The sequence below is a fragment of the Actinopolyspora sp. BKK2 genome, from assembly GCF_011291845.1.
In the GTDB taxonomy this organism is placed as follows: domain Bacteria; phylum Actinomycetota; class Actinomycetes; order Mycobacteriales; family Pseudonocardiaceae; genus Actinopolyspora; species Actinopolyspora saharensis.
The window spans coordinates 50,937-70,625 of the sequence record NZ_JAANTE010000012.1; the positions used below are offsets into that span (position 1 = coordinate 50,937).

Genomic DNA, 19,689 nt, shown 5'->3' on the forward strand with positions numbered 1-19,689 from the left:
GCGCTGGCCCTGATCTCACGGGTGTGCAGTCTCGCCACACGCGAAGCCAGCTCTGATCCAGAAACGCTTGATGTCGAATCGTGTGAATTCCTCTAGCTCGGCTTTAGTGGCTCTTCAGGAATCGTTCTGGCACGGCTCGAGAATGCTCTGTGAATGTTGAATCCGCACATAACGACCGTGACTTGACACCACGGCTTGTCGAGGAGATCGGCGTCAGGCATGAGTTCACGGCGGTCGTGCCGAGTGGGAGGGACAGACTTGTGAGTCGTCGCGTGGTGATCACAGGAATCGGGGTGCTGGCCCCCGGTGCAACGAGCGTCAAGGCATTCTGGGAAATGCTGCGGGAAGGTCGGACCGCGACGCGAAGGATCTCGTTTTTCGACCCGTCACCGTTCCGATCACAGGTGGCGGCCGAGGTCGACTTCAACCCGGAACTGTCGGGCCTGGGACCGCAGGAGAGCCGGCGGATGGACCGCGCCGCCCAGTTCGCGGTGGTGGCAGCGCGGGACGCGGTTACGGACAGCGGTCTGGAGTTCGAGGAAACCGTCCCGGAGCGGACCGGTGTCACCATGGGTACCGCGGTCGGCGCCACTATGGGGCTGGATGAGGAGTACCGCATCGTCAGCAATGGCGGGTGCACCTGGCTAGTAGATCATGAGTACGCGGTGCCGCACCTCTACAGCTACCTGGTGCCGAGTTCGTTCGCCGCAGAGGTGGCCTGGGCGATCGGCGCAGAGGGCCCAACATCAGTGGTCTCCGCAGGCTGCACTTCTGGCCTGGACGCTGTCAGCCACGCCTGCGAGCTGATTCGTGAGGGCAGTGTCGATACGATGATCACTGGCGCCACCGACGCGCCGATCTCGCCGATTACCGTGGCCTGTTTCGATGCGATCAAGGCCACTACTCCGCGCAACGATGACCCAGAACACGCCTCTCGTCCGTTTTCTGCCAGTCGCAACGGCTTTGTGCTGGGAGAAGGCAGCGCTGTGTTCGTGCTGGAGGAGTACGAGCACGCCAAGGCCCGCAACGCCCACATCTACGCTGAGGTCTCCAGCTATGCCTCCCGCTGCAACGCCTTCCATATGACGGGTTTGCGTTCAGACGGCCGCGAGATGGCCGAGGCGATCAGGTGTGCGATGGATGAGGCGCAGGTCGCTCCGAGCGATATCGACTATGTGAACGCGCACGGTTCGGGCACCAAACAGAACGATCGGCATGAGACCGCCGCGTTCAAGGCGAGCCTGGGCGAGCACGCCTACCGAGTACCGGTCAGTTCGATCAAGTCGATGGTCGGGCACTCGTTGGGGGCGATCGGCTCGATCGAGATCGCAGCCTCGATTTTGGCCATCGAGAACAATGTTGTGCCGCCCACGGCCAATCTCACCGAGCCCGACCCCGACTGCGATCTCGATTACGTGCCCTGCATCGCCCGCGAGCAGCGCACCGATGTCGTGCTCTCGGTCGGCAGCGGTTTCGGCGGATTCCAGACGGCCATGGTGCTGGCTGCACCTGAGCGGAGGGCGGCATGAACGCGCGTGCAGTGGTGACCGGGATCGGAGCGGCAGCGCCGAATGGCCTGGGGACGGAGGAGTACTGGAGTGCGGTGCGCGACGGACGCAGCGGGATCGGCCCGCTGACCCGGTTCGATCCAACCCACTATCCGTCCCCTCTGGCAGGTGAGGTGACTGGATTCGACCCAAAGGCATACTTGCCCGCCCGCCTGCTGCCGCAGACCGATCACATGACCCGGATGGCGCTAGTTGCCGCGGACTGGGCGCTGGCCGATGCCAGGGTTCAGTCCGCCGAGGTAGGCGAGTTCGACATGGGCGTGGTTACCGCCAGCTCCTCTGGTGGATTTGAGTTCGGGCAGAAAGAGCTGCAGAGCCTGTGGAGCAAGGGGAGCGAACACGTTAGTGCCTATCAGTCCTTTGCCTGGTTCTACGCGGTGAATACCGGTCAGATTTCGATCCGTAACGGGATGCGAGGTCCCAGCGGTGTGGTCGTCAGCGATCAGGCCGGTGGTCTGGACGCGCTCGCTCAGGCCCGTCGGCATATCCGCCGAGGTACGGAGGTAATCGTCTCTGGAGGGATAGACAGCACACTGTGCCCGTGGGGCTGGGTGGCCTTGATGGCCAGTGACCGTCTCAGCACCAACAACGACCCCGCCCGCGCCTATGTGCCGTTTGACTGTGAGGCCAGCGGGCACGTGCCGGGCGAGGGTGGGGCGGTTCTCGTTGTGGAGTCGGGGGAGATGGCCCGCGAGCGCGGCGCCATATCTTATGGCGAGATCGCCGGCTATGCCGCGACCTTCGACCCCGCTCCCGACCGCGGTCGGGAGCCGGGACTCCGACGGGCGATTGAGTTGGCACTGGCCGACGCGGACGTGGCAGCCGGTGAGATCGACGTTGTGTTCGCCGACGCTGCAGGCTTGCCCGATCTGGACCAAGTCGAGGCCGAGGCGATCGGCGGCGTATTCGGTTACCTAGGCGTCCCCGTAACCGCACCGAAGACCACCACCGGGCGCCTCTACTCCGGTGCTGGCGCCCTGGACGTAGCTACCGCACTGCTTTGTCTGCGCGACGGAGTGCTCCCCCCAACGGTGAACACCAGGGCCAACCCGGTCTACGGACTCGACCTGGTCACCACCGTCCGACCGGCCCCCGAAGCCACGCACGCGCTCGTACTCGGCAGGGGACAGGGCGGGTTCAACTCCGCTGTCGTCCTGGCCACGACCGTTTCCGATTTGTCCATGACCCAGCAACTAAGGAGATGACATGACCCAGGTTCAGCAGGTGACTCTCGACGACCTAGTGCGCATCCTGCGCGAGGGGGCGGGCGCGGACGAGACCGTCGACCTCGGTGGCGACATCTCCGATCTCGGCTTCGACGAGCTGGGCTACGACTCGCTAGCCCTGCTGGAAACCGCGTCGCGGATTACTCGCGAGTACGGCATCACGCTCGACGACGATGCGATAGCCGCAGCGAGAACTCCGCGTCAAATGCTCGCCCTGATCAATTCGAGTATCTGACGGGATCGTGATCGTGACGGCGAACGAAGTGAGAGGCGGCGCCGGACTCACCCGCACGCCCGGCACGTGGATCGTGTGCCCGGGGTGCAGGGAAATGCTTTACGGCAAACGCCTCGTACGGAACCTGCACGTATGCCCAGAGTGCGGTCACCACCACAGAATGACCGCGCACGCACGTATCGACCAGCTTTTCGATGCCGACGGACTCGAACGGCTCGACACCACAGAGCACAGCGTCGATGTCCTCGGCTTTACCGACACCACTCCCTACACGGCGCGGCTGGCCAAGGCCCGTGCCAACACCGGCATGGACGAGGGGGTGGCATTGGCAACCGGCACCATCGAGGGAAACCCGCTCGTGGCGGCCGTGATGGACTTCCGCTTTCTTGGCGGCAGTCTCGGTGCCGCGACCGGTGAGCTCATTACCCGAGCCGCCGAGCTGGCACTCCGGCGTTCCGTTCCGCTGCTGATCGTGTCCGCTTCGGGAGGCGCCCGGATGCAGGAGGGCGCCCTCTCGCTGATGCAGATGGCCAAGACTAGCCAGGCGCTCGGAGAACTCGATGAGGCCGGAATCCTAACGCTTGCGTTAGTCACCGACCCGACCTACGGAGGTGTGGCGGCATCGTTCGCCACCCTCTGCGACGTTCTCGTCGCTGAGCCCGGTGCGCGGCTCGGTTTCGCCGGGCCGAGAGTGATCGAACAGACCATTCGGCAGACGCTTCCGCCCGGGTTCCAAACAGCGGAGCTGCTGGTGGAGCAGGGACTCGTCGACGCGGTCCAGCCGCGTAATCGTCAACGGGCGGCACTGGCCCGCCTGCTGGCGGCTGGCGGTCACCGGGACTCCGCCCTCCCAGCCGAGCTGGACGCGGGGGCCGACGACCCGACGGGTGCGGTCGTACGCGATCACACCGCGTTGCCGGAACTCGATGCATGGCAGGTCGTGCAGAAGGCTCGTGACCTCGATCGACCCACGACCCTGGACTACGTTCACCACATCTTCGACGACTTCGAGGAACTGCGCGGTGACCGGATCGGTGGCGAGTGCCCGGCCATCGTCGGTGGCCCGGCCATGCTCGGAGGGGCGCCGGTGATGGTGCTCGGTCACCAGAAGGGGCGCATCATCGCGGAGTTGACCACCCGCAACTACGGCATGGCCACACCCGACGGTTATCGCAAGGCCGCCCGGCTCATGCGCATGGCCGCCAAGCTTTCCCTGCCCGTGATCACGTTCGTCGACACGCCCGGCGCGTACCCGGGTGTCGAGGCCGAGCAGCAAGGCCAGGCCGTGGCGATCGCGGAGAACATCCGCCTCATGGCGAGTCTTCCTGTACCGGTGATCGCTCTCGTCACCGGTGAGGGTGGCAGCGGGGGTGCTCTCGGGCTCGCGACGGCCGACGAGGTGCTCATCTGTTCCGGAGGGACCTACTCGGTCATCAGTCCCGAAGGATGCGCCTCGATCCTGTGGAACGACCCGGCGATGGCACCGACGGCAGCGACCGCACTCGGGATCGACGCCCGCAATCTGCTCGCGGGTGGGTTCGTCGACGGTGTCGTCCCGGAGCCCAGCGACGGCAGTCAGTCAGACCACTGCCTCGCAGCCCAGCGCGTCAGGAGGGCGCTGACCTCTACGGTGCAACGACTCGTCCGTCAGGACCGCACGACCCTGGTGGCCAACAGGCGAGCACGATTCCGCTCCTTCGGGGCCGCCAGCAGCCACACAGCCGGAGACGAGGAACAAAGATGACCCAGCGCACCATGAACGGATTCGAACAGGACTTCGGGACCGATGCCGGGACCGGCATCGACCACAGTGACCATCCCGGTGGTGGGGATCTCGACGAGCTTCTGGAGCAGGTGCGGAACCACTCCGTGCGGTTCCTGGCCGATGTGCCCCGAATGCCGCGTTCCCTGCGAGTCCGAGCCGGTGAAGTGTCCTTCAACGTCGAGTGGCCGGATGCGCAGCAGGTCACCGAGCCGACAGCCATACCGGCAGCGGCTGCTACCGCTGAACCGGCGGGGGACGAGATCACGCCCGGCGCGCACCTCGTCGCTCCGACCGTCGGTGTCTATTACGAGGCACCCGAGCCGGGCGCCGCCCCCTTCGTCACCGAGGGGGACACCGTCGAAGTGGGCCAGCAGGTCGCGATCGTCGAGGCGATGAAGCTGATGATTCCCGTGCGGGCCGAACGAGCGGGCCGGATCACGGAAGCGCTCAAGACCAATGGCGAAGCCGTCGAGTACGGCGAAGCGCTGTTTTCCTTCGTCCCCAGCGACGCGGGATGAGAGGTGAGGAAGCCATGTTCAGCAAAGTGTTGATCGCCAACCGTGGTGAGATCGCACTGCGGGTGGCACGGGCATGCCGAGAACTGGGGATCCGGACGGTGGCGGTTTACTCTACAGAGGACCGTGACTCGGCTGTGGTCTCCTACGCCGACGAGGCGGTACAGATCGGACCAGCCCCCGCGAAGCGCAGTTACCTGAGCATCCCCGCGATCGTCGAAGCGGCGCTGAACACCGGCGCCGAAGCCGTACATCCGGGCTACGGATTCCTGTCCGAAGACGCCGATTTCGCCGAGGTGTGCCACGACAATGGACTTGTGTTCGTCGGACCGCCGCCCGAGGTGACGGCACGGCTCGGCGACAAGACCGCAGCGCGGTCGCTGATGGCCGGGGCAGGGCTGCCGATGCTGTCCGGGAGTCTGGAGCCGCTCACATCGGCCGAACAAGCCCACCGGGTAGCCGACGACATCGGCTACCCGGTCATCATCAAGGCCGCGGCCGGCGGTGGTGGGCGTGGCATGCGCATCGTCTACGACAGCGCCGATTTCCTCGCTGCCTACCAGGAAACGCGGGCAGGGGCGCTGGCGCTGTTTGGTGATCCACAGGTCTTTGTCGAACGGTATCTGCCCAGCGGGCGGCACGTGGAGATCCAGGTCCTGGCCGACCACTTCGGAAACGCCATCCATCTCGGCGAGCGCGACTGTTCGGTGCAGCGCAGGCACCAGAAGCTCATCGAGGAGAGTCCCGCGCCCCATCTTCCTGACGGCATCGTGGAGGAGATGGGACAGGTCGCGGTGCGCGGTGCTCTGGCTGCTGGCTACGTCGGGGCAGGCACCTTCGAGTTCCTGCTCGACGACCAGGGCAACTTCTCGTTCATGGAGGTCAACTGTCGCATCCAGGTCGAGCACCCGGTCACGGAGATGATCACCGGTGTCGACCTGGTCCAAGAGCAGCTGCGGATCGCCGGCGGTCAGCAGATGACGCTGCGGCAGGAGGACGTCGCGATGCGCGGTGCGGCCATCGAGTGTCGTGTCAACGTGGAGAACCCGGACTTCGACTTCGCCCCCACACCGGGGGTGCTGGAGGAGTTCCAACCCGCCTCTGGCCCGTTCGTGCGCGTCGACACGCATGGGTATCCCGGCTACCGTGTGCCGGCCTCCTACGACTCGCTGCTGGCCAAGCTCATTGTCTGGGCGCCATCGCGGGCGGCAGCACTGGAACGGATGGACCGGGCCCTCACCGAGTTCCGGGTCCGAGGACGTGGTGTGCACACCACGGTCGAGTTCCTGCGCAGCGTGCTCGCGCATCCCGAGTTCCACTCTGGTCACTACGCCACGACCGTCGTCGACAACGTACTCCGCGAGCGTGAGCCCGCGCGCGATGTTCCCGGCGCCGCGTGACCGGTTTCGCGCTCAACGAAACGCACCTCAACGAATCGAAGGGAAAAGCATGTCGGAACAGGATCGGCGGATCGCCGTAGTCACCGGAGCCACCAGCGGAATCGGCCTCGAGGTCGCCCGGAGCCTCGCCCATGGCGGACACAGCGTGTTCATCGGAGCCCGCAACGCCGACAACGTGTCATCGACGATCAAGCAGTTCCGCGCGGATGGCCACGACGTGCAGGGCACGAGCTGCGACGTGCGTGATCCGGAGAGCGTCAAGCAATTCGTCGCCACTGCCGTGGAGAAGTATGGATCCGTGGACGTCCTGGTGAACAACGCCGGTCGTGGTGGGGGAGGCGTCACCGCCGACATCGCCGACGACCTGTGGTTCGACGTCGTCGACACCAACCTCAACAGCGTATTCCTGATGACCCGTGAGGTTCTGACCGCGGGGGGAATGCGTGAGAAGTCCTGGGGGCGCGTTATCAACATCGCCTCCACCGCCGGTAAGCAGGGCGTGGTTCTGGGAGCGCCCTACTCGGCGTCCAAGCACGGGGTCGTCGGGTTGACCAAGGCTCTCGGCAAGGAACTCGCCGCGAGCGGAATCACGGTCAACGCGGTGTGCCCCGGTTACGTTGAAACCCCCATGGCCGAAGGGGTCCGCGCGCGCTACGCCACCGCGTTCAACACCACCGAGGACGACATTCTCGAGCAGTTCCAGGCAAAGATCCCGCTGGGACGGTACTCCACGCCGGAGGAGGTCGCCGGAATGGTCGGCTACCTGACTTCGGACACGGCTGGCTCGATCACAGCGCAGGCCATCAACGTCTGCGGCGGACTCGGCAACTTCTGACCATCCCAGTGTCCAGACCCGCGGAGTCTGGGCGTCACCAGACCGACACCGAATCGAGGACGCAGCATGACACTGGACGCAACGACTGAAGTCGAGCACGAGATCACGGTGGACGCAAAACCCGAGGACATCTACCGTCTGATTGCCGAAGTAGAGAATTGGCCGCACTTGTTCCCGCCGAGTGTCCACGTCGAATACCTCGAGCGTGGCGAACGGGAGGAGCGCATCCAGATCTGGGCCACCGCGAACGGAAACCCGAAGACCTGGGTGTCTCGGCGCGAGTTGAATCCGGAGGCGCTGACTGTCCGTTTCCGTCAGGAGGTGTCTGCCCCGCCGGTGGCCGCGATGGGCGGTACCTGGATTATCGAGCCCAGCGCCGACGGCGGTAGTCGGGTGCGACTGTTACACGACTACCGCGCCGTCGATGACGACCCGGATGACCTTGCCTGGATCGACCAGGCGGTGAACCGCAACAGCCAGGCCGAGCTGGCAGCGATGAAGACCAACGCCGAGTTGCTCGGCAACCGCTCGGACCTGCTGCTCACCTTCGACGACACAGTGACCGTCGATGGTTCGGGGGCCGACGTTTACGAGTTTCTGGACCGCGCTGAGCGCTGGGAGCAGCGACTGCCGCATGTGGCCCGGGTCGCGCTCACCGAGGACACCCCTGGCTTGCAGACCCTAGAGATGGACACTCGGACCAAGGACGGGTCCACGCATACCACGAAATCCGTGCGGGTCTGCTCGGCTCCGAGCCAAATCGTCTACAAGCAAACCGTGCTGCCGGCCCTGATGACGCTGCACACAGGGCGGTGGTCGATCGAAGAGACTGCGAGCGGGACCAAGGTGACCTCCCGGCACACAGTTGCGATCAACGAAGCGAACGTCGAGTCCGTGCTTGGCGCAGGTGCCGATGTGGACCAAGCACGATCGTTCGTGCGCACAGCGCTGAGTGGTAACAGCCTGACCACCCTCAACCTGGCCAAGGAGTACGCGGAGTCCCGGCGACACTGAGCCGGCGCACCGGGGCGAAGCCAGCGCGGTCTAGCAGGACTCGAGCAGCCGACGATATCCGCCGCGAAGGATGGCTGCCGCCCCACTTCCCATGACTCGAACGGGCAGCCGAGCACTCGTGAGTATCCGACGAGTGCTCGAGGCCATCACGGCATGACATACGGATCGGTAGTGAGACGGTGAGTACAGCAAACACGATGGACTCAGCGGAGTCAGTTCAGAATGGGGTCACACCGGCGACGGTGTCTGAAGCGGTCGGCGCAGCGGCCCACCACGCCGAGGCTGCCGACACTAACCGGATGTTGCCCGCCGTCGTTTCTCGAGCGCTGATCACCAGCGGCTTTGCCCGGCATTTCGTGCCTAGCAGGTGGGGGGGCGCAGACGGGGGTGCGAACGCACTGCTCGAGGCCACCGCGCTGGTTGGAGCCGAGTGCACCTCGGCGGCCTGGTGCGGGGCGCTGGCTGCTGGGGCAGCTCGAATGGGTGTCTACTTGCCAGAGCGGGGACAGGCCGAGATCTGGGCCGACACCGCGGACGTTCTGATCGCCGGTGCACTTATTCCCCAGGGCACCGCGGAACCGGTCGCCGGCGGTATGCGGTTGCGTGGGCGCTGGGATTGGACCAGCGGGGTGGACCACGCGGACTGGGCTCTCGTAGCGGCGTCAGTCTCGCACACGGATCCTTCCGGTACTTGGTTCTTTGCTGTTCCTAGTGCGCAGTTCCGGGTCGAGGACACCTGGTTCAACACTGGGATGCGCGGGACAGGCAGCAACACTTTGGTCTTGGACGACATCGTCGTCCCCGCGTATCGAGCCTTTGACCGGGAAGAGATGTTCGCCGGTCGAGCGGTTGGCTCTTCGGCGTCTTGTCACACCGCACCGTTGCAGGCGATCAGTGGGTTGCTGTTCGCCGCACCTGCGCTGGGGGCCGCTCGCGGTGCGCTGCGTGAGTGGTCTCGCCAGATCTCCCGCACCTCCAGCTCCGGGCAGTCGCGTGCGGAGCAGCCCGCCGTCCAAACCGTCGCAGCCCGGAGCGCAAGCGAGGTCGACGCGGCAGAGCTGTTGCTGAGTCGCGTCGGGCACGTCGTGGATCGGGGGGACCCCACCCATGAGGAGTTACTGCGTGGTGCTTACGACTGCGCGGTCGCGACTGACCTCCTGGTCGGGGTGGTGGAACGACTGTTCCGCGCGGCCGGTTCCCGCGGGCAGCTGTGCAGCAGCGCGCTACAGCGTTTCTGGCGCGACGTGCACTGCTTGTCCAGTCACGTCGCCCTGCAGCTCGAACCATCCGGTATCGCTTACGGGAGCCATCTCCTGCGCGCGTACCGGCCCGAATGATACATCCCTCCGAAATGAAGAGGTAAATATCGATGACCGAGCAAGCTGAGGTAGCGATCAGTTACGCGTCAGCTGAACTATACCAACAGATTCAGCAGTTCTACGCCTGGCAAATGGGCCTTATGGACGATCGTGAGCCGGAGTGCTGGGCAGAAACGTTCACTGAGGATGCGGTCTTCCAAGAGGCCGCTCGAATGGAGCCGTTGCACGGCCGGGAGGCCATCCGTAACTCGGCCCGGGAAACCGTCGACCGGGTGTCCGCTGCGCACGTCCAGATCCGGCACTGGCTTGGGATGCTGCAGGTCCATCCGCAGTCCGACGGCAGCGTGCGCGCCCGCAGTTACGCGTTGGTCATGCGCACGCCCAAGGGTGGTGACCTCGATGTTTTCGTCAGCGTGGTGTGCCGCGATCACTTGGTCCCGGTAGGGGATGGATGGCAGGTCCGCCACCGCGATCTGGCCCACGACGCCTCGGGTGGTGATCCGCGGTGAGGTTCGGAATCGTCTTTTTCCCGACTGTGGGTCCGACCGACAAGCCGGCGCCGCGATATTTCCAGGAGGCGCTGCGCTTGGCCGACCTGGGCGAGGAACTTGGTCTTGACCACGTCAAAATAGTTGAGCACTACTTCTTCGCCTACGGTGGATACAGCCCGGATCCGGTGACTTTCCTGGCCGCGGCGGCCGGCCGTACCGAGCGAATCCGCCTGGGTACCAGCGCGACCATTCCGGCATTTGTGCACCCGGTTAAGCTCGCCGGAAAACTGGCAATGTTGGACAATATTTCCTGCGGTCGACTAGATGCCGCCTTCGGTCGAGCCTTTCTGCCCGACGAGTTCGAAGCCTTCGGCATACCGATGGACGAGAGTCGGGATCGGTTCGTCGAGAGCGTCGAGGCGGTTAAGCTGCTCTGGACCAACGAGGACGCGGTGTGGGACGGCCGATTCCACCGATTCGGCCCGGTGACCCTATTACCTCGTCCGATGCAGCACCCTCACCCGCCTGTCTTCGTCACCTCCGCCCGGAGCTTGGACTCCGTCGCTGCTGCTGCCTCGCAGGGGCACCACCTGCAGACCGTGCCGAACGCTATGACCAAGTCAGAGCTGGACGAGCGAGTAAACCTGTTTCGTCAGCAGTGGCGTACTGCAGGGCATAGTTACGACGGGCGGGTCCACCTCACGTTCCCCTGTGTGATCGCTGAGGACGGGGACCGGGCCCGGCGGATGGGCCACCTCGACGAGCAAAGAAACACCGCAGCCATCAGCCAGGCGGTCCGAGCGTGGGCGGAGACCAGCAGCTCGGCCTACCCGGGCTATGAACGGCTGGCTGACATCGGCAAGCGCGACGTTTTCGATGACAAGCTTGCCGACGACAAGCTGTTGATCGGCGATCCGGACGAGGTGCGGGCGCAGATCGAACGGATCGCCGAGCGTTGTGGCGAGGACATCACCGTCAGCCTGGGAATCCACTCCGGACACCTTTCGGAGGAGGACGCGGCGACGACGTTGCGGCTGCTCGTCGACAGCGTGCTCCCCAAGCTCTCGATCGAACAGACCTGATTGGAGGCAGCAGGTGAACGACACACAAGCCCGAGTAGTGACCGTGATCGGGGCAGGCACGATCGGCCTGGGCTGGATCACGCAGTTTCTGGCGTGTGGCCACACAGTCCGAGTGAACAGCACTCGCCCGGAGGTCGAGGGCGTGGTGCACGAAGCGTTGGAGCTGTTCGCGCCGGGACTTCTCGAAGCACCGATTGACACAGCGGAACTGGCGAAGAACCTGGAGATTCATCCCAAGCTCGAAAGTGCGCTGGACGGCGCGCACGTAGTGCAGGAGAACACTCCGGAGAGCCTCGATATCAAGCGAGAGTTGTTCACTCGGCTGGATACTCTGGCAGGACCGGATACGCTTCTGCTGTCCTCAACATCGACGCTGCTGCCGGACGATATCGGCGCCGACATGCGGGATTCCAGTCGCGTTGTCGTGGGGCACCCGTTCAACCCGCCACATGTGGTGCCGCTGGTGGAGGTCGTTGGCGGAAAGCACACCGACCCGACCGCGGTCTCCGCGGCAGTTGAGTTCTACAGGGGAGCGAGGAAGGTTCCGATCGTATTGCGGCGTCCGATCGCCGCGTTCGCAGCCAACCGCCTGCAGTCGGCTCTGCTGCGGGAAAGCATTCACCTGGTTGCCGAAGGAGTTCTGACGGTCGAGGAGCTCGACGACGTGGTAACGAACTCGATCGGCCTGCGCTGGTCAACTGTCGGGCCATTTCAGTCGTTCCATCTCGGTGGCGGCGAGGGAGGGCTCCGCAAGTGGCTGACCACCCTCGGCGCCGGACTGCAGCGTGGTTGGGAGGAGCTGGGGCAGCCGGTGCTCGATGAGGACTTGATCGAACGACTCCTGGCTCAGGCCGACGAGGCGTTCGGTGGATCGACATATGCAGAGCTCGCGGCGCGGCGCGACCGTCTGCAACGAGCAGTGCTGGAAGCGACTGGGGGTGCCGACAATGCTACGATGCGCTGATGATCTTCGTCGTCGACGGACTACCAAGCTGCTGGCCGTGTTCGCCGGTGCGCTAATCATGGTGCCTGGGTTCTCCGCGTCGGCGGTGGCTGCCAAGAACCAGGTCTATCTATCGTCATTATCCGGGGGGAGCACGAGCTGGGCGTTCGCGCTCAACGAGCAGGGGGTAATAGTCGGGCAATCCGGCGATGCGCAAGGACGTAGCCGGCCCGTTCGCTGGGATCAGAACGGCACCGTCGCCGACCTGGGCACGCTTGCTGGTGACACCGAGGGAACCGCCCACGCGATCAATCGAGACGGCACCATAGTCGGCGAATCGATCCTGGGTACGCGGAGCCGCGCAGTGCGCTGGCAGCCCGACGGGACTACGGTCGCGCTGCCAGGCCTGTCCGGCAGTGAGAGAACTCGCGCTTACTCGATCAACAATGAAGGTTGGGTGACCGGTTTCTCCGCCAACCAGGACGGGCTCTACCAGCCGGTCCGCTGGGAACCGAGCGGTGCGCTGGTCCGGCTTCCTGTCCTGCCAGGTCACGTCGGCGGAGCGACCAGCGTCATCAACGACCAAGGAGTGGTAGCCGGCTACTCGGCCACAGCGGACAACGTCCAAAGGGCAGTGCTCTGGGACGCGCGGGGCCACGTCCGCGATCTCGGTGGTGTCGCTCCAGGCTACGATTCCAGCCAGGCCAGCTCCATCAACGACAAGGGGAGCGTGGTCGGCAACACGTTCAAGTCATCGGCCGGACTGGACTCCCCGTATCTCGCCCAGCGCTGGAGCCCTGACGGTGAGGTCACCCGCCTGCGGCCGTTACCTGGTTTCAGCGGATCCGCGGTGTTCGGACTGAGTGATTCCGGTGTGGCCGTGGGATACTCCTACAACCCGGGTGGAGAGTCCAGCGCTGTGGCGTGGACTCCCGACGGCCAAGTGGTGGACCTGGGGGTGTCCGGCAGGCAAAGCAGCGAGGCCTACGCGGTCAACCGCGCCGGCACCGTAGTAGGACAGCGAACGCCGTCCGGGGAAGGGCCACAAGCGGTCCGCTGGAACATTGACTCGTTGTGCGCCGGGGATCGAACGTGACACAGCTACCGGAGGAGCCCGGCACGTACCCCTCGGTGTCCACCTACGTCCGAGTTCAGCAATTCTATACTAGACAGATGACTCTGCTCGATGACGGGCGTGTCAGCGAGTGGGCGGCGACGTTCACCGAGGACGCGGTCTTCGAGGAGACCTCGATGCCGGAAGCGCTGTGTGGTCGAGAGATGATCCGGGATTCGGTGCGCGACGGCGTCACCGAGATCGAAGCCGCAGGCCTGGACTTCCGTCACTGGTTTGGCATGCTCGACGTCGAACAGTTGCCCGACAGCAGTGTGCGGGCCAGGTTCTCCTCGCTGGCCGTGGTGACGCCACCGGGCGGCCAGCTGGAAGTCCGCGGCAACGTCGTCGGCCACGATCACCTCGTTCCGAACGGATCCAGCTGGCTGGTGTGCCACCGCAGACTGCGTATCGATGGTACCGGCTGACATTCCTACTTCCGATCCCGACCCGAAAACACAGATCAGGAGTGAGCCATGCGTGTCCTGTTCGCCATCTCACCTGGCCTCGACCATCTTTATCCGGCGCTTGGATTGGCGTGGAGCCTGCGTATCGCCGGCCACGATGTTGTCGTGGCGACTTCTGGTCCGGCCACCGACGCAGCGACCCGGGCCGGGCTCGCGGCCGTCGACGTGGCACCAGGGGTGGACTTCGCTTCCCTGTTTCCCAAGCCCGAATCCACGGAGGATCGTGCCAGGATGATGAGGGAACGCGGTCGCAAGATGACCGAGACCTTGGCCACCCCGGAGATCATCCTTGATCGCTTCGCCGCGGTGAACGACCGGATGCTCGACGGGACGCTCTCCCTGGCTCGCACCTGGGGCGCGGACCTGGTGGTCTACTCCAGAGTGCAGGGCTCGGCGTTGGTGGTTGCTCGTGCGATGGGGATACCTGCGGTGGAGAATGGGTACAGCTTCTTGCGCGAGGGGGAATTGCCCGGAAGGTTCCTGCCGTATCTCAAGCCCCTCTATGAGCGGCATGAAATCCCGGTTGAGCTGCCTGAAACAGTGCAGCTGCACTTCGCTCCGGAATTCATGATGCGTGGTGAGGGTGAAGGCTGGTCGGTGCGGTTCACGCCGTATCAGGGTGGTTCGGTGCTTCCGGACTGGTTACTGCGACCGCGCGAGCGTCGCCGGGTGGTGGTAACCCTCGGGACGGTCGTACCCGGTGTCAGCGGGGCGGGTAGCCTGCACGGGTTGATCGAGGCCGCCGCCGAGTCCGATGCTGAGTTCGTCCTGGCTCTGGGTGACGACATCGATCTGAGTCCGCTGGGTACGCTACCGGACAATGTGCGACCGGTCGGATGGACGCCGTTGTCCACGCTGCTCCCGACGCTGGACGGGATCATCCACCACGGAGGCTGCGCCACGACCCTGTCGTCGGCTCAGGCAGGAGTACCGCAGCTGGCCATCCCGCACGGCGCGGACAACTGGATCAACGCGAACATGATCGAGGATTGCGGAATCGGATTCCAACGCGAATTGGAGGACTTCACGAAGGAAGATCTTGATCTGATCCTCGACGATACGAATTTGCGTAGTCGGTGCGCGGAGGTTGCAGGAAACATAGCCCTACAGCCGGGGCCGGATCTGATGGTTCCGCAGCTGGCCGCGCTCGCGACCAATCGTTCCGCGATACCGGCGGGTTGAGGTCCGCGCTGCGAACGTCCCTGGATTGGGGTCGCTTCGACCCGAACCAGAGGAACAGCACCCTCGTGGGGAATCGACGATTCCCCACGAGGGTGCTGTGTTTCGCCGCGTCATCAGGGCAGGATCTCAATGGTGCCCATCTGGGCCTCGGCGGCGTGCGGCAGCTGGTGGCAGTGGTATACGTAGCGGCCGGTATGGGGGCCCCAGGTCAGCGCGATACGTACGGTGTCGCCCGGAGCGACCAGCACCACGTCCTTCATCGCGGCTTCGACGGGCCCGACAGGAACGCCGTTGCGCTCCAGAACGCGGAAATGTGCGAGATGCGTGTGGAAATTGTGGTTGAGGTGAAAATTGGGCGGTGGTTTGGGCGTGTCCGCGTTAGTGATCGTCCAGATCTCCGAGTTGCCGAGCCGGGTGCGCACGTCGACTCTATCGGGGTCGTAGAGCTTGTCGTTGATCACGTACTTGCGCGCGTCCTCATCGAATCGCAGCTCGAAGTCACGGTGGACCGTGGTTTCCGGCACCGCCGGCAGCGTGGCCAGCCGGTCTGGTACTGAACTCGGATCAGGCTCGCGGGAGGCGATAACGTCGAATCGCATGACGTCGGCGTTCTCCGTGGACAATGCGTTCGTGTTCTCCAGAACGATCGAACTCCCGGGCGTGTAGCGCGAGAAGTCCACGACGATATCGGCGCGTTCACCGGCGGACAGTCGCAGTTCGGTCTGCTCGACCGGGGTTTCGAGAAGGCCGCCGTCGGTGCCGATCTGGGTTATCGGTGACCCATCGGCCAGCTGAAGGTTCAGCAGACGATCGATCGAGAAGTTGTAGACTCTCAACCGGTACTTTCGGGCCTCTAGCCGGAAGAAAGGCCGTTCCCTGCCGTTGACCAGCATGTGTGGTCGGTCCTGAGCTCGTGTGTAGGTCAGCGTTCCGTTCTTCTCGATACGGGCGTCCCTGATCTGCAGCGGGATCTCGTAACGGCCGCTCGGTAGTGGTAGCGCGCGTTCGTTCTCGTCGCTGAGCAGATACGATGCCTCCAAGCCGCGGTAGACATTCTCCGACGAGAGCATGTGCGCATGGTCGTGATACCAGAGTCCGGCCGCTGGTTGCTCGTTCGGGTAGTAGTAGGTTCGGCTGGCTCCCGGAGCCAGGACGTCCGTCGGGTGGCCGTCGTGTTCCGGAGCCACGATCCCGCCGTGCAGGTGCACCGCTGTCTCGACGTCGAGATTGTTGATCTGCTGTATCGCCACCGGCCTTCCCCGCCGCGCCCGGATCGTCGGTGAGGGAAACGTCCCGTCGTACGTGCGCACAGTAGTTTGGAGACCGGGGATTATCTCCGTCCGAGTCTCGGTCATGTGAACCCGGTAGAAGTCGACGTCGTCGAGACTACGTTTCGGGGAGAGCACAGGCGGTATCGGCATGGGGAGAGTGAACGGCTTCGACGGTGCCGGGTCGGTAGAGGCGGAGGCCGCCAGTCCATTTCCGGCGGGCATCGCGGCGACCGCGCCACCAGCCGTCGCGAGCTTTATCATGCCTCTTCGGTTGAGCATTCGAGCTCCATTTTCATCAGTTGGTTCCTCGTGTGCGCTCATGTCCCGCTCCGCTGAGTGTGTGAACGCCGGTCCGCGGCACGTCGACGACGCGGTGAGCCGTTGGCGGTGCTCTGGAGAACGGCTTTCTGCTGCGGTTGTCGGTTGATCATGCAGGACACCGCACGGTTTCCGACGGACACGAGCCACGAGTCAGTGTTGAGTTCTCAGCGCGACCGAGAATCTCGACCGGTTTCGGAGGCTGGCTCGAGAGCCACTGGATGCGGGTCGGCTTGACTTCAACCGTGGTTGAAGTTGGAAGCTTTGTTCATTGCTCGATCGACGAGTGCTGAGACTGGCGATCTCTGGAGGGAAGGCGGCAGTGACAATACCTGGCTCCGGTCTGGACGGGCCTCGCCGAACGGAGTGTGCATCATGACGTCCACGCGGCCTGCCAAACTCGAACCGCGACTCGTGCGGCTCGTCGGAATCATGATGCTCGGCGCGATGCTGTCAGCAATGGACAGCACTGTGCTCGCCGTCGCCGTGCACAGCATTGGTCAGGACTTCGGTGTCTCAGCGGCCACCGTTCAGTCAGTAAACGTGAGCTACCTGCTGGCGATGTGTATGTCGATCCCGGTGACGGGGTGGGCGATTGAGCGGTTCGGCGGCACCAGGATGTGGATGTTCGCGTTGACCACGTTCCTGGTCGGATCGGTGTGTTGTGGACTGTCCTGGGACCTGCCCAGTCTGGTGGTCTTCCGCATCGTGCAGGGCGTCGGTGGCGGCATGATCATCCCGATCGCACAGGTCATCCTCGGGGCCGCCGCCAACTCGGACCAGATGGGTCGCGTGATGGCTCTGCTCGGTGGTCCCACCCAGCTGGCTCCAGTGCTCGGTCCGGTCCTTGGCGGCCTCATCGTGGACTCGCTGCACTGGCGGTGGGCGTTCTATCTCAACGTTCCGTTGGTGTTGATCGGTCTGATTATTGCTTGGCGGGGACTACCACGCGAGGAAGGAAGGGCTACAACGTCCCTGGACGTGCTGGGGCTGACACTGCTTTCGTCGGGACTGGCCGCCCTCGTCTACGGGTTGTCCGGGATTTCGGGAGCCGAGGGCGTGGCCAACGCAGGCAGCGCCACAGTGCTGGTCTGCTCCCTGGTCGGGGTGTTGCTCCTGGGGGCCTACACTGTGCATGCTCTACGGATGCGCAGCACCCCGATCATTGACGTGCGGCTGTTCGCCTTCCGTAAGTTCGGAGTTGCAGCGGCGTTGGTGTTTCTGTCCGGCTCCTCGCTGTTCAGCGTCACCTTCCTCCTCCCGTTGTACTATCAGCAGGCCCGTGGTGACACAGCACTGGATGCGGGCTTCTTGCTCGCCCCGCAGGGCATTGGAATCGCGGCCGCGCTGTTCGTCTGCGGTTCGTTGGCCGACCGCTACGGTGCCCGACCGGTGGTGGTCAGCGGCCTGTTGATCGTCCTGCTTGGCACGGTCGCTTACCTATGGGTCACTCCGCAGACCAGCGAGGTACTACTGAGTGCCTCGCTGCTGGTGCGTGGCTTCGGTCTGGGGGCCGCGGCAGTGCCGATGATGGCCTCGATCTACCAGGCCGGGCTCCCGGAATCGGCCATGCCGCGTGCGGTAAGTGCGGTCAGCGTGGCCCAACGGCTCGGCGGGGCGTTCGGCACCGCGCTCGTGGCGACTGTGTTGAACCTCCAGCTGGCATCGGCGGCACCGTCTGGCGGGGTCGCAAGTCCGGAGGCGGTCGCCTCGGCATTCGCGGCAACGTTCGGTTGGACGATGGCTTTTACCACTGTGGCGCTGGTCTTGGCATGGTTTCTCCCCACGCGACGCCCGGTGGAGTCCGCGTAGCCGAGCGCTCTCCAGCTCGGATCGAGCATGCAGCGACAACGAGCTGGCAGCGTCTCCCGCAGACCACAAGCTTGGAGGAAGATCATGACGCAACAGAGGAAGCAGGTGCAGCACGCACAGGGGACAGCAGGCGAGTCAAGTCGACAAGTTCACCGGATGTGGGTTGCGGCCCCCGCGCAGACGGTCTTCGATCTGATCGCCGACCTCGGGAACTGGCCGCGGGTGTTCCCGTCGTTCGTGCACCTGGAGCCCGTTGGCACGGTGGAGGACCGGGAACGGATTCACGTGTGGACGGTCTCCGGAGAAGCGATCGACTTCTGGGGGATTCGGCGTACCGTCCACTCGGACGAGCTGCGCATCGAGATGTCTCCGGAGAACCCGCAGCCGCCCCTGACTGAGATGCTCCGGATATTGGAGGTGCGTCCGCTGAGCTCGGACCGCTCCGAGGTGGTGCTGCGGCACGACTACCGTACCGACCCCTCCGGTGCCGAGGAGAACGTCGCCGGGGCGATCGACCAGGTCGCTGAAGGCGAGCTGGACGCGCTCGCCGCGGCAGCTGAGCTGGAACACGCGCGCCCGGATCTGGTGGTGGTGGTCGAGGACACCGTCTCGACCACTGGCGGTGCGGATGACGCATTCGAGTTCCTGCACGATGCTGAGCACTGGACGGAACGGCTTTCCCACGTGGCGCGAGTGTCGGTGCGGCCCGGCCCGGAGGGCACCCAAATAGTGGAGACGGTGACTGACGAGGGCGAGGGCAGGGAGCTGACTACGCGGGTCGCACGTGTCCGGCGACCTGGACGCACCCTTTTCTTTCGACATCTGGTGCTGCCCCCGATCGGCCGCGTGCACCACGTGCGGTGGGCGGTACAGGAGACCGACGACGGGGCCACGATCACGTCCAGCCAAACCGTGGTCATCGACCCGGAGGGAGCTAAGCAGATGCTCGGGTCGGAAGTCGACCTGAACGCTGCCGAGTCGTTCGTCCGCAACGAGCTGAGCACGAAGGCCAGGCTCGTGCTGGATGGAGCTAGTGCGTTCGCCGAACGGCGCGCACGGGAACGCATGGGTGCCCGGTCACGATGACCAGGCCCCTGGGGCCGGTGCATCCGGCATCGGCCCGGCATCGCATACG

At 64.7% G+C, this 19,689-nt stretch carries 18 protein-coding genes; 17 read left to right on the forward strand and 1 reads right to left on the reverse strand.

What is annotated here, in order from left to right; all coding sequences use genetic code 11:
• The first annotated feature begins 272 nt into the window (after positions 1-272).
• The 15 genes from G9Q41_RS20030 to G9Q41_RS20100 all read left to right on the forward strand — a co-directional run bounded on the left by G9Q41_RS20030 (position 273) and on the right by G9Q41_RS20100 (position 15,153).
• Positions 273-1,529, forward strand: coding sequence for a beta-ketoacyl-[acyl-carrier-protein] synthase family protein (locus tag G9Q41_RS20030; RefSeq protein WP_347567620.1), 1,257 nt, complete (start codon positions 273-275; stop codon positions 1,527-1,529).
• Positions 1,526-2,773, forward strand: coding sequence for a ketosynthase chain-length factor (locus G9Q41_RS20035; protein WP_165633801.1), 1,248 nt, complete (start codon positions 1,526-1,528; stop codon positions 2,771-2,773). Before G9Q41_RS20030 ends, G9Q41_RS20035 begins: the two co-directional genes overlap by 4 nt.
• A 1-nt stretch (position 2,774) precedes the next feature.
• A complete protein-coding gene (locus tag G9Q41_RS20040) occupies positions 2,775-3,029 on the forward strand; it encodes an acyl carrier protein (RefSeq protein WP_165633802.1) in 255 nt (84 codons plus the stop codon).
• 28 nt (positions 3,030-3,057) lie between these two features.
• Positions 3,058-4,773 (forward strand): acetyl-CoA carboxylase, carboxyltransferase subunit beta, encoded by a 1,716-nt coding sequence (gene accD / locus G9Q41_RS20045; RefSeq protein WP_347567622.1) that lies wholly within the window; start codon positions 3,058-3,060, stop codon positions 4,771-4,773.
• Positions 4,770-5,312, forward strand: a complete 543-nt coding sequence (locus G9Q41_RS20050; protein ID WP_165633804.1) for an acetyl-CoA carboxylase biotin carboxyl carrier protein subunit — start codon at positions 4,770-4,772, stop codon at positions 5,310-5,312. The genes accD and G9Q41_RS20050 overlap by 4 nt, the downstream gene beginning before the upstream one ends.
• 14 nt (positions 5,313-5,326) lie before the next feature.
• Positions 5,327-6,709 carry an acetyl-CoA carboxylase biotin carboxylase subunit gene (locus G9Q41_RS20055; protein ID WP_165633805.1) on the forward strand — a complete coding sequence of 461 codons (1,383 nt, stop codon included), beginning with the start codon at positions 5,327-5,329 and terminating at the stop codon, positions 6,707-6,709.
• Positions 6,710-6,758: 49 nt separating this feature from the next.
• Positions 6,759-7,544, forward strand: coding sequence for a 3-oxoacyl-ACP reductase FabG (gene fabG / locus G9Q41_RS20060; protein WP_165633806.1), 786 nt, complete (start codon positions 6,759-6,761; stop codon positions 7,542-7,544).
• Between the two features lie 66 nt (positions 7,545-7,610).
• Positions 7,611-8,558, forward strand: a complete 948-nt coding sequence (locus tag G9Q41_RS20065) for an aromatase/cyclase (protein ID WP_165633807.1) — start codon at positions 7,611-7,613, stop codon at positions 8,556-8,558.
• An 881-nt stretch (positions 8,559-9,439) separates the two neighbouring features.
• Complete coding sequence (locus tag G9Q41_RS21625; RefSeq protein ID WP_207631583.1) at positions 9,440-9,895, forward strand: acyl-CoA dehydrogenase family protein; 456 nt, start codon at positions 9,440-9,442, stop codon at positions 9,893-9,895.
• Between the two features lie 32 nt (positions 9,896-9,927).
• The gene (locus G9Q41_RS20075; RefSeq protein ID WP_165633809.1) at positions 9,928-10,386 is read left to right on the forward strand and encodes a nuclear transport factor 2 family protein; all 459 of its coding nucleotides are present in this window, start codon (positions 9,928-9,930) and stop codon (positions 10,384-10,386) included.
• The gene (locus G9Q41_RS20080) at positions 10,383-11,450 is read left to right on the forward strand and encodes an LLM class flavin-dependent oxidoreductase (RefSeq protein ID WP_165633810.1); all 1,068 of its coding nucleotides are present in this window, start codon (positions 10,383-10,385) and stop codon (positions 11,448-11,450) included. The genes G9Q41_RS20075 and G9Q41_RS20080 overlap by 4 nt, the downstream gene beginning before the upstream one ends.
• Positions 11,451-11,463: 13 nt before the next feature.
• Entirely contained in the window at positions 11,464-12,414 is a 951-nt protein-coding gene (locus G9Q41_RS22795; RefSeq protein WP_207631585.1) for a 3-hydroxyacyl-CoA dehydrogenase NAD-binding domain-containing protein, read from the forward strand.
• Between the two features lie 58 nt (positions 12,415-12,472).
• Entirely contained in the window at positions 12,473-13,489 is a 1,017-nt protein-coding gene (locus G9Q41_RS20090) for a hypothetical protein (RefSeq protein WP_165633811.1), read from the forward strand.
• 35 nt (positions 13,490-13,524) lie between these two features.
• Positions 13,525-13,932 carry a nuclear transport factor 2 family protein gene (locus tag G9Q41_RS20095; protein ID WP_347567621.1) on the forward strand — a complete coding sequence of 136 codons (408 nt, stop codon included), beginning with the start codon at positions 13,525-13,527 and terminating at the stop codon, positions 13,930-13,932.
• 48 nt (positions 13,933-13,980) lie between these two features.
• Complete coding sequence (locus G9Q41_RS20100; protein ID WP_165633813.1) at positions 13,981-15,153, forward strand: nucleotide disphospho-sugar-binding domain-containing protein; 1,173 nt, start codon at positions 13,981-13,983, stop codon at positions 15,151-15,153.
• 113 nt (positions 15,154-15,266) lie between these two features.
• On the opposite strand, the gene G9Q41_RS20105 is transcribed toward G9Q41_RS20100, so the two are convergent.
• Entirely contained in the window at positions 15,267-16,745 is a 1,479-nt protein-coding gene (locus G9Q41_RS20105; protein WP_207631587.1) for a multicopper oxidase domain-containing protein, read from the reverse strand.
• Between the two features lie 372 nt (positions 16,746-17,117).
• Between G9Q41_RS20105 and G9Q41_RS20110 the strand changes: the two genes are divergently transcribed.
• Both G9Q41_RS20110 and G9Q41_RS20115 read left to right on the forward strand, forming a co-directional pair.
• A complete protein-coding gene (locus G9Q41_RS20110; RefSeq protein WP_165633814.1) occupies positions 17,118-18,554 on the forward strand; it encodes an MDR family MFS transporter in 1,437 nt (478 codons plus the stop codon).
• 156 nt (positions 18,555-18,710) lie between these two features.
• Positions 18,711-19,640: an SRPBCC family protein gene (locus tag G9Q41_RS20115; protein WP_165633815.1), complete on the forward strand. Its 930-nt coding sequence runs from the start codon at positions 18,711-18,713 to the stop codon at positions 19,638-19,640.
• Positions 19,641-19,689 lie beyond the last annotated feature (49 nt).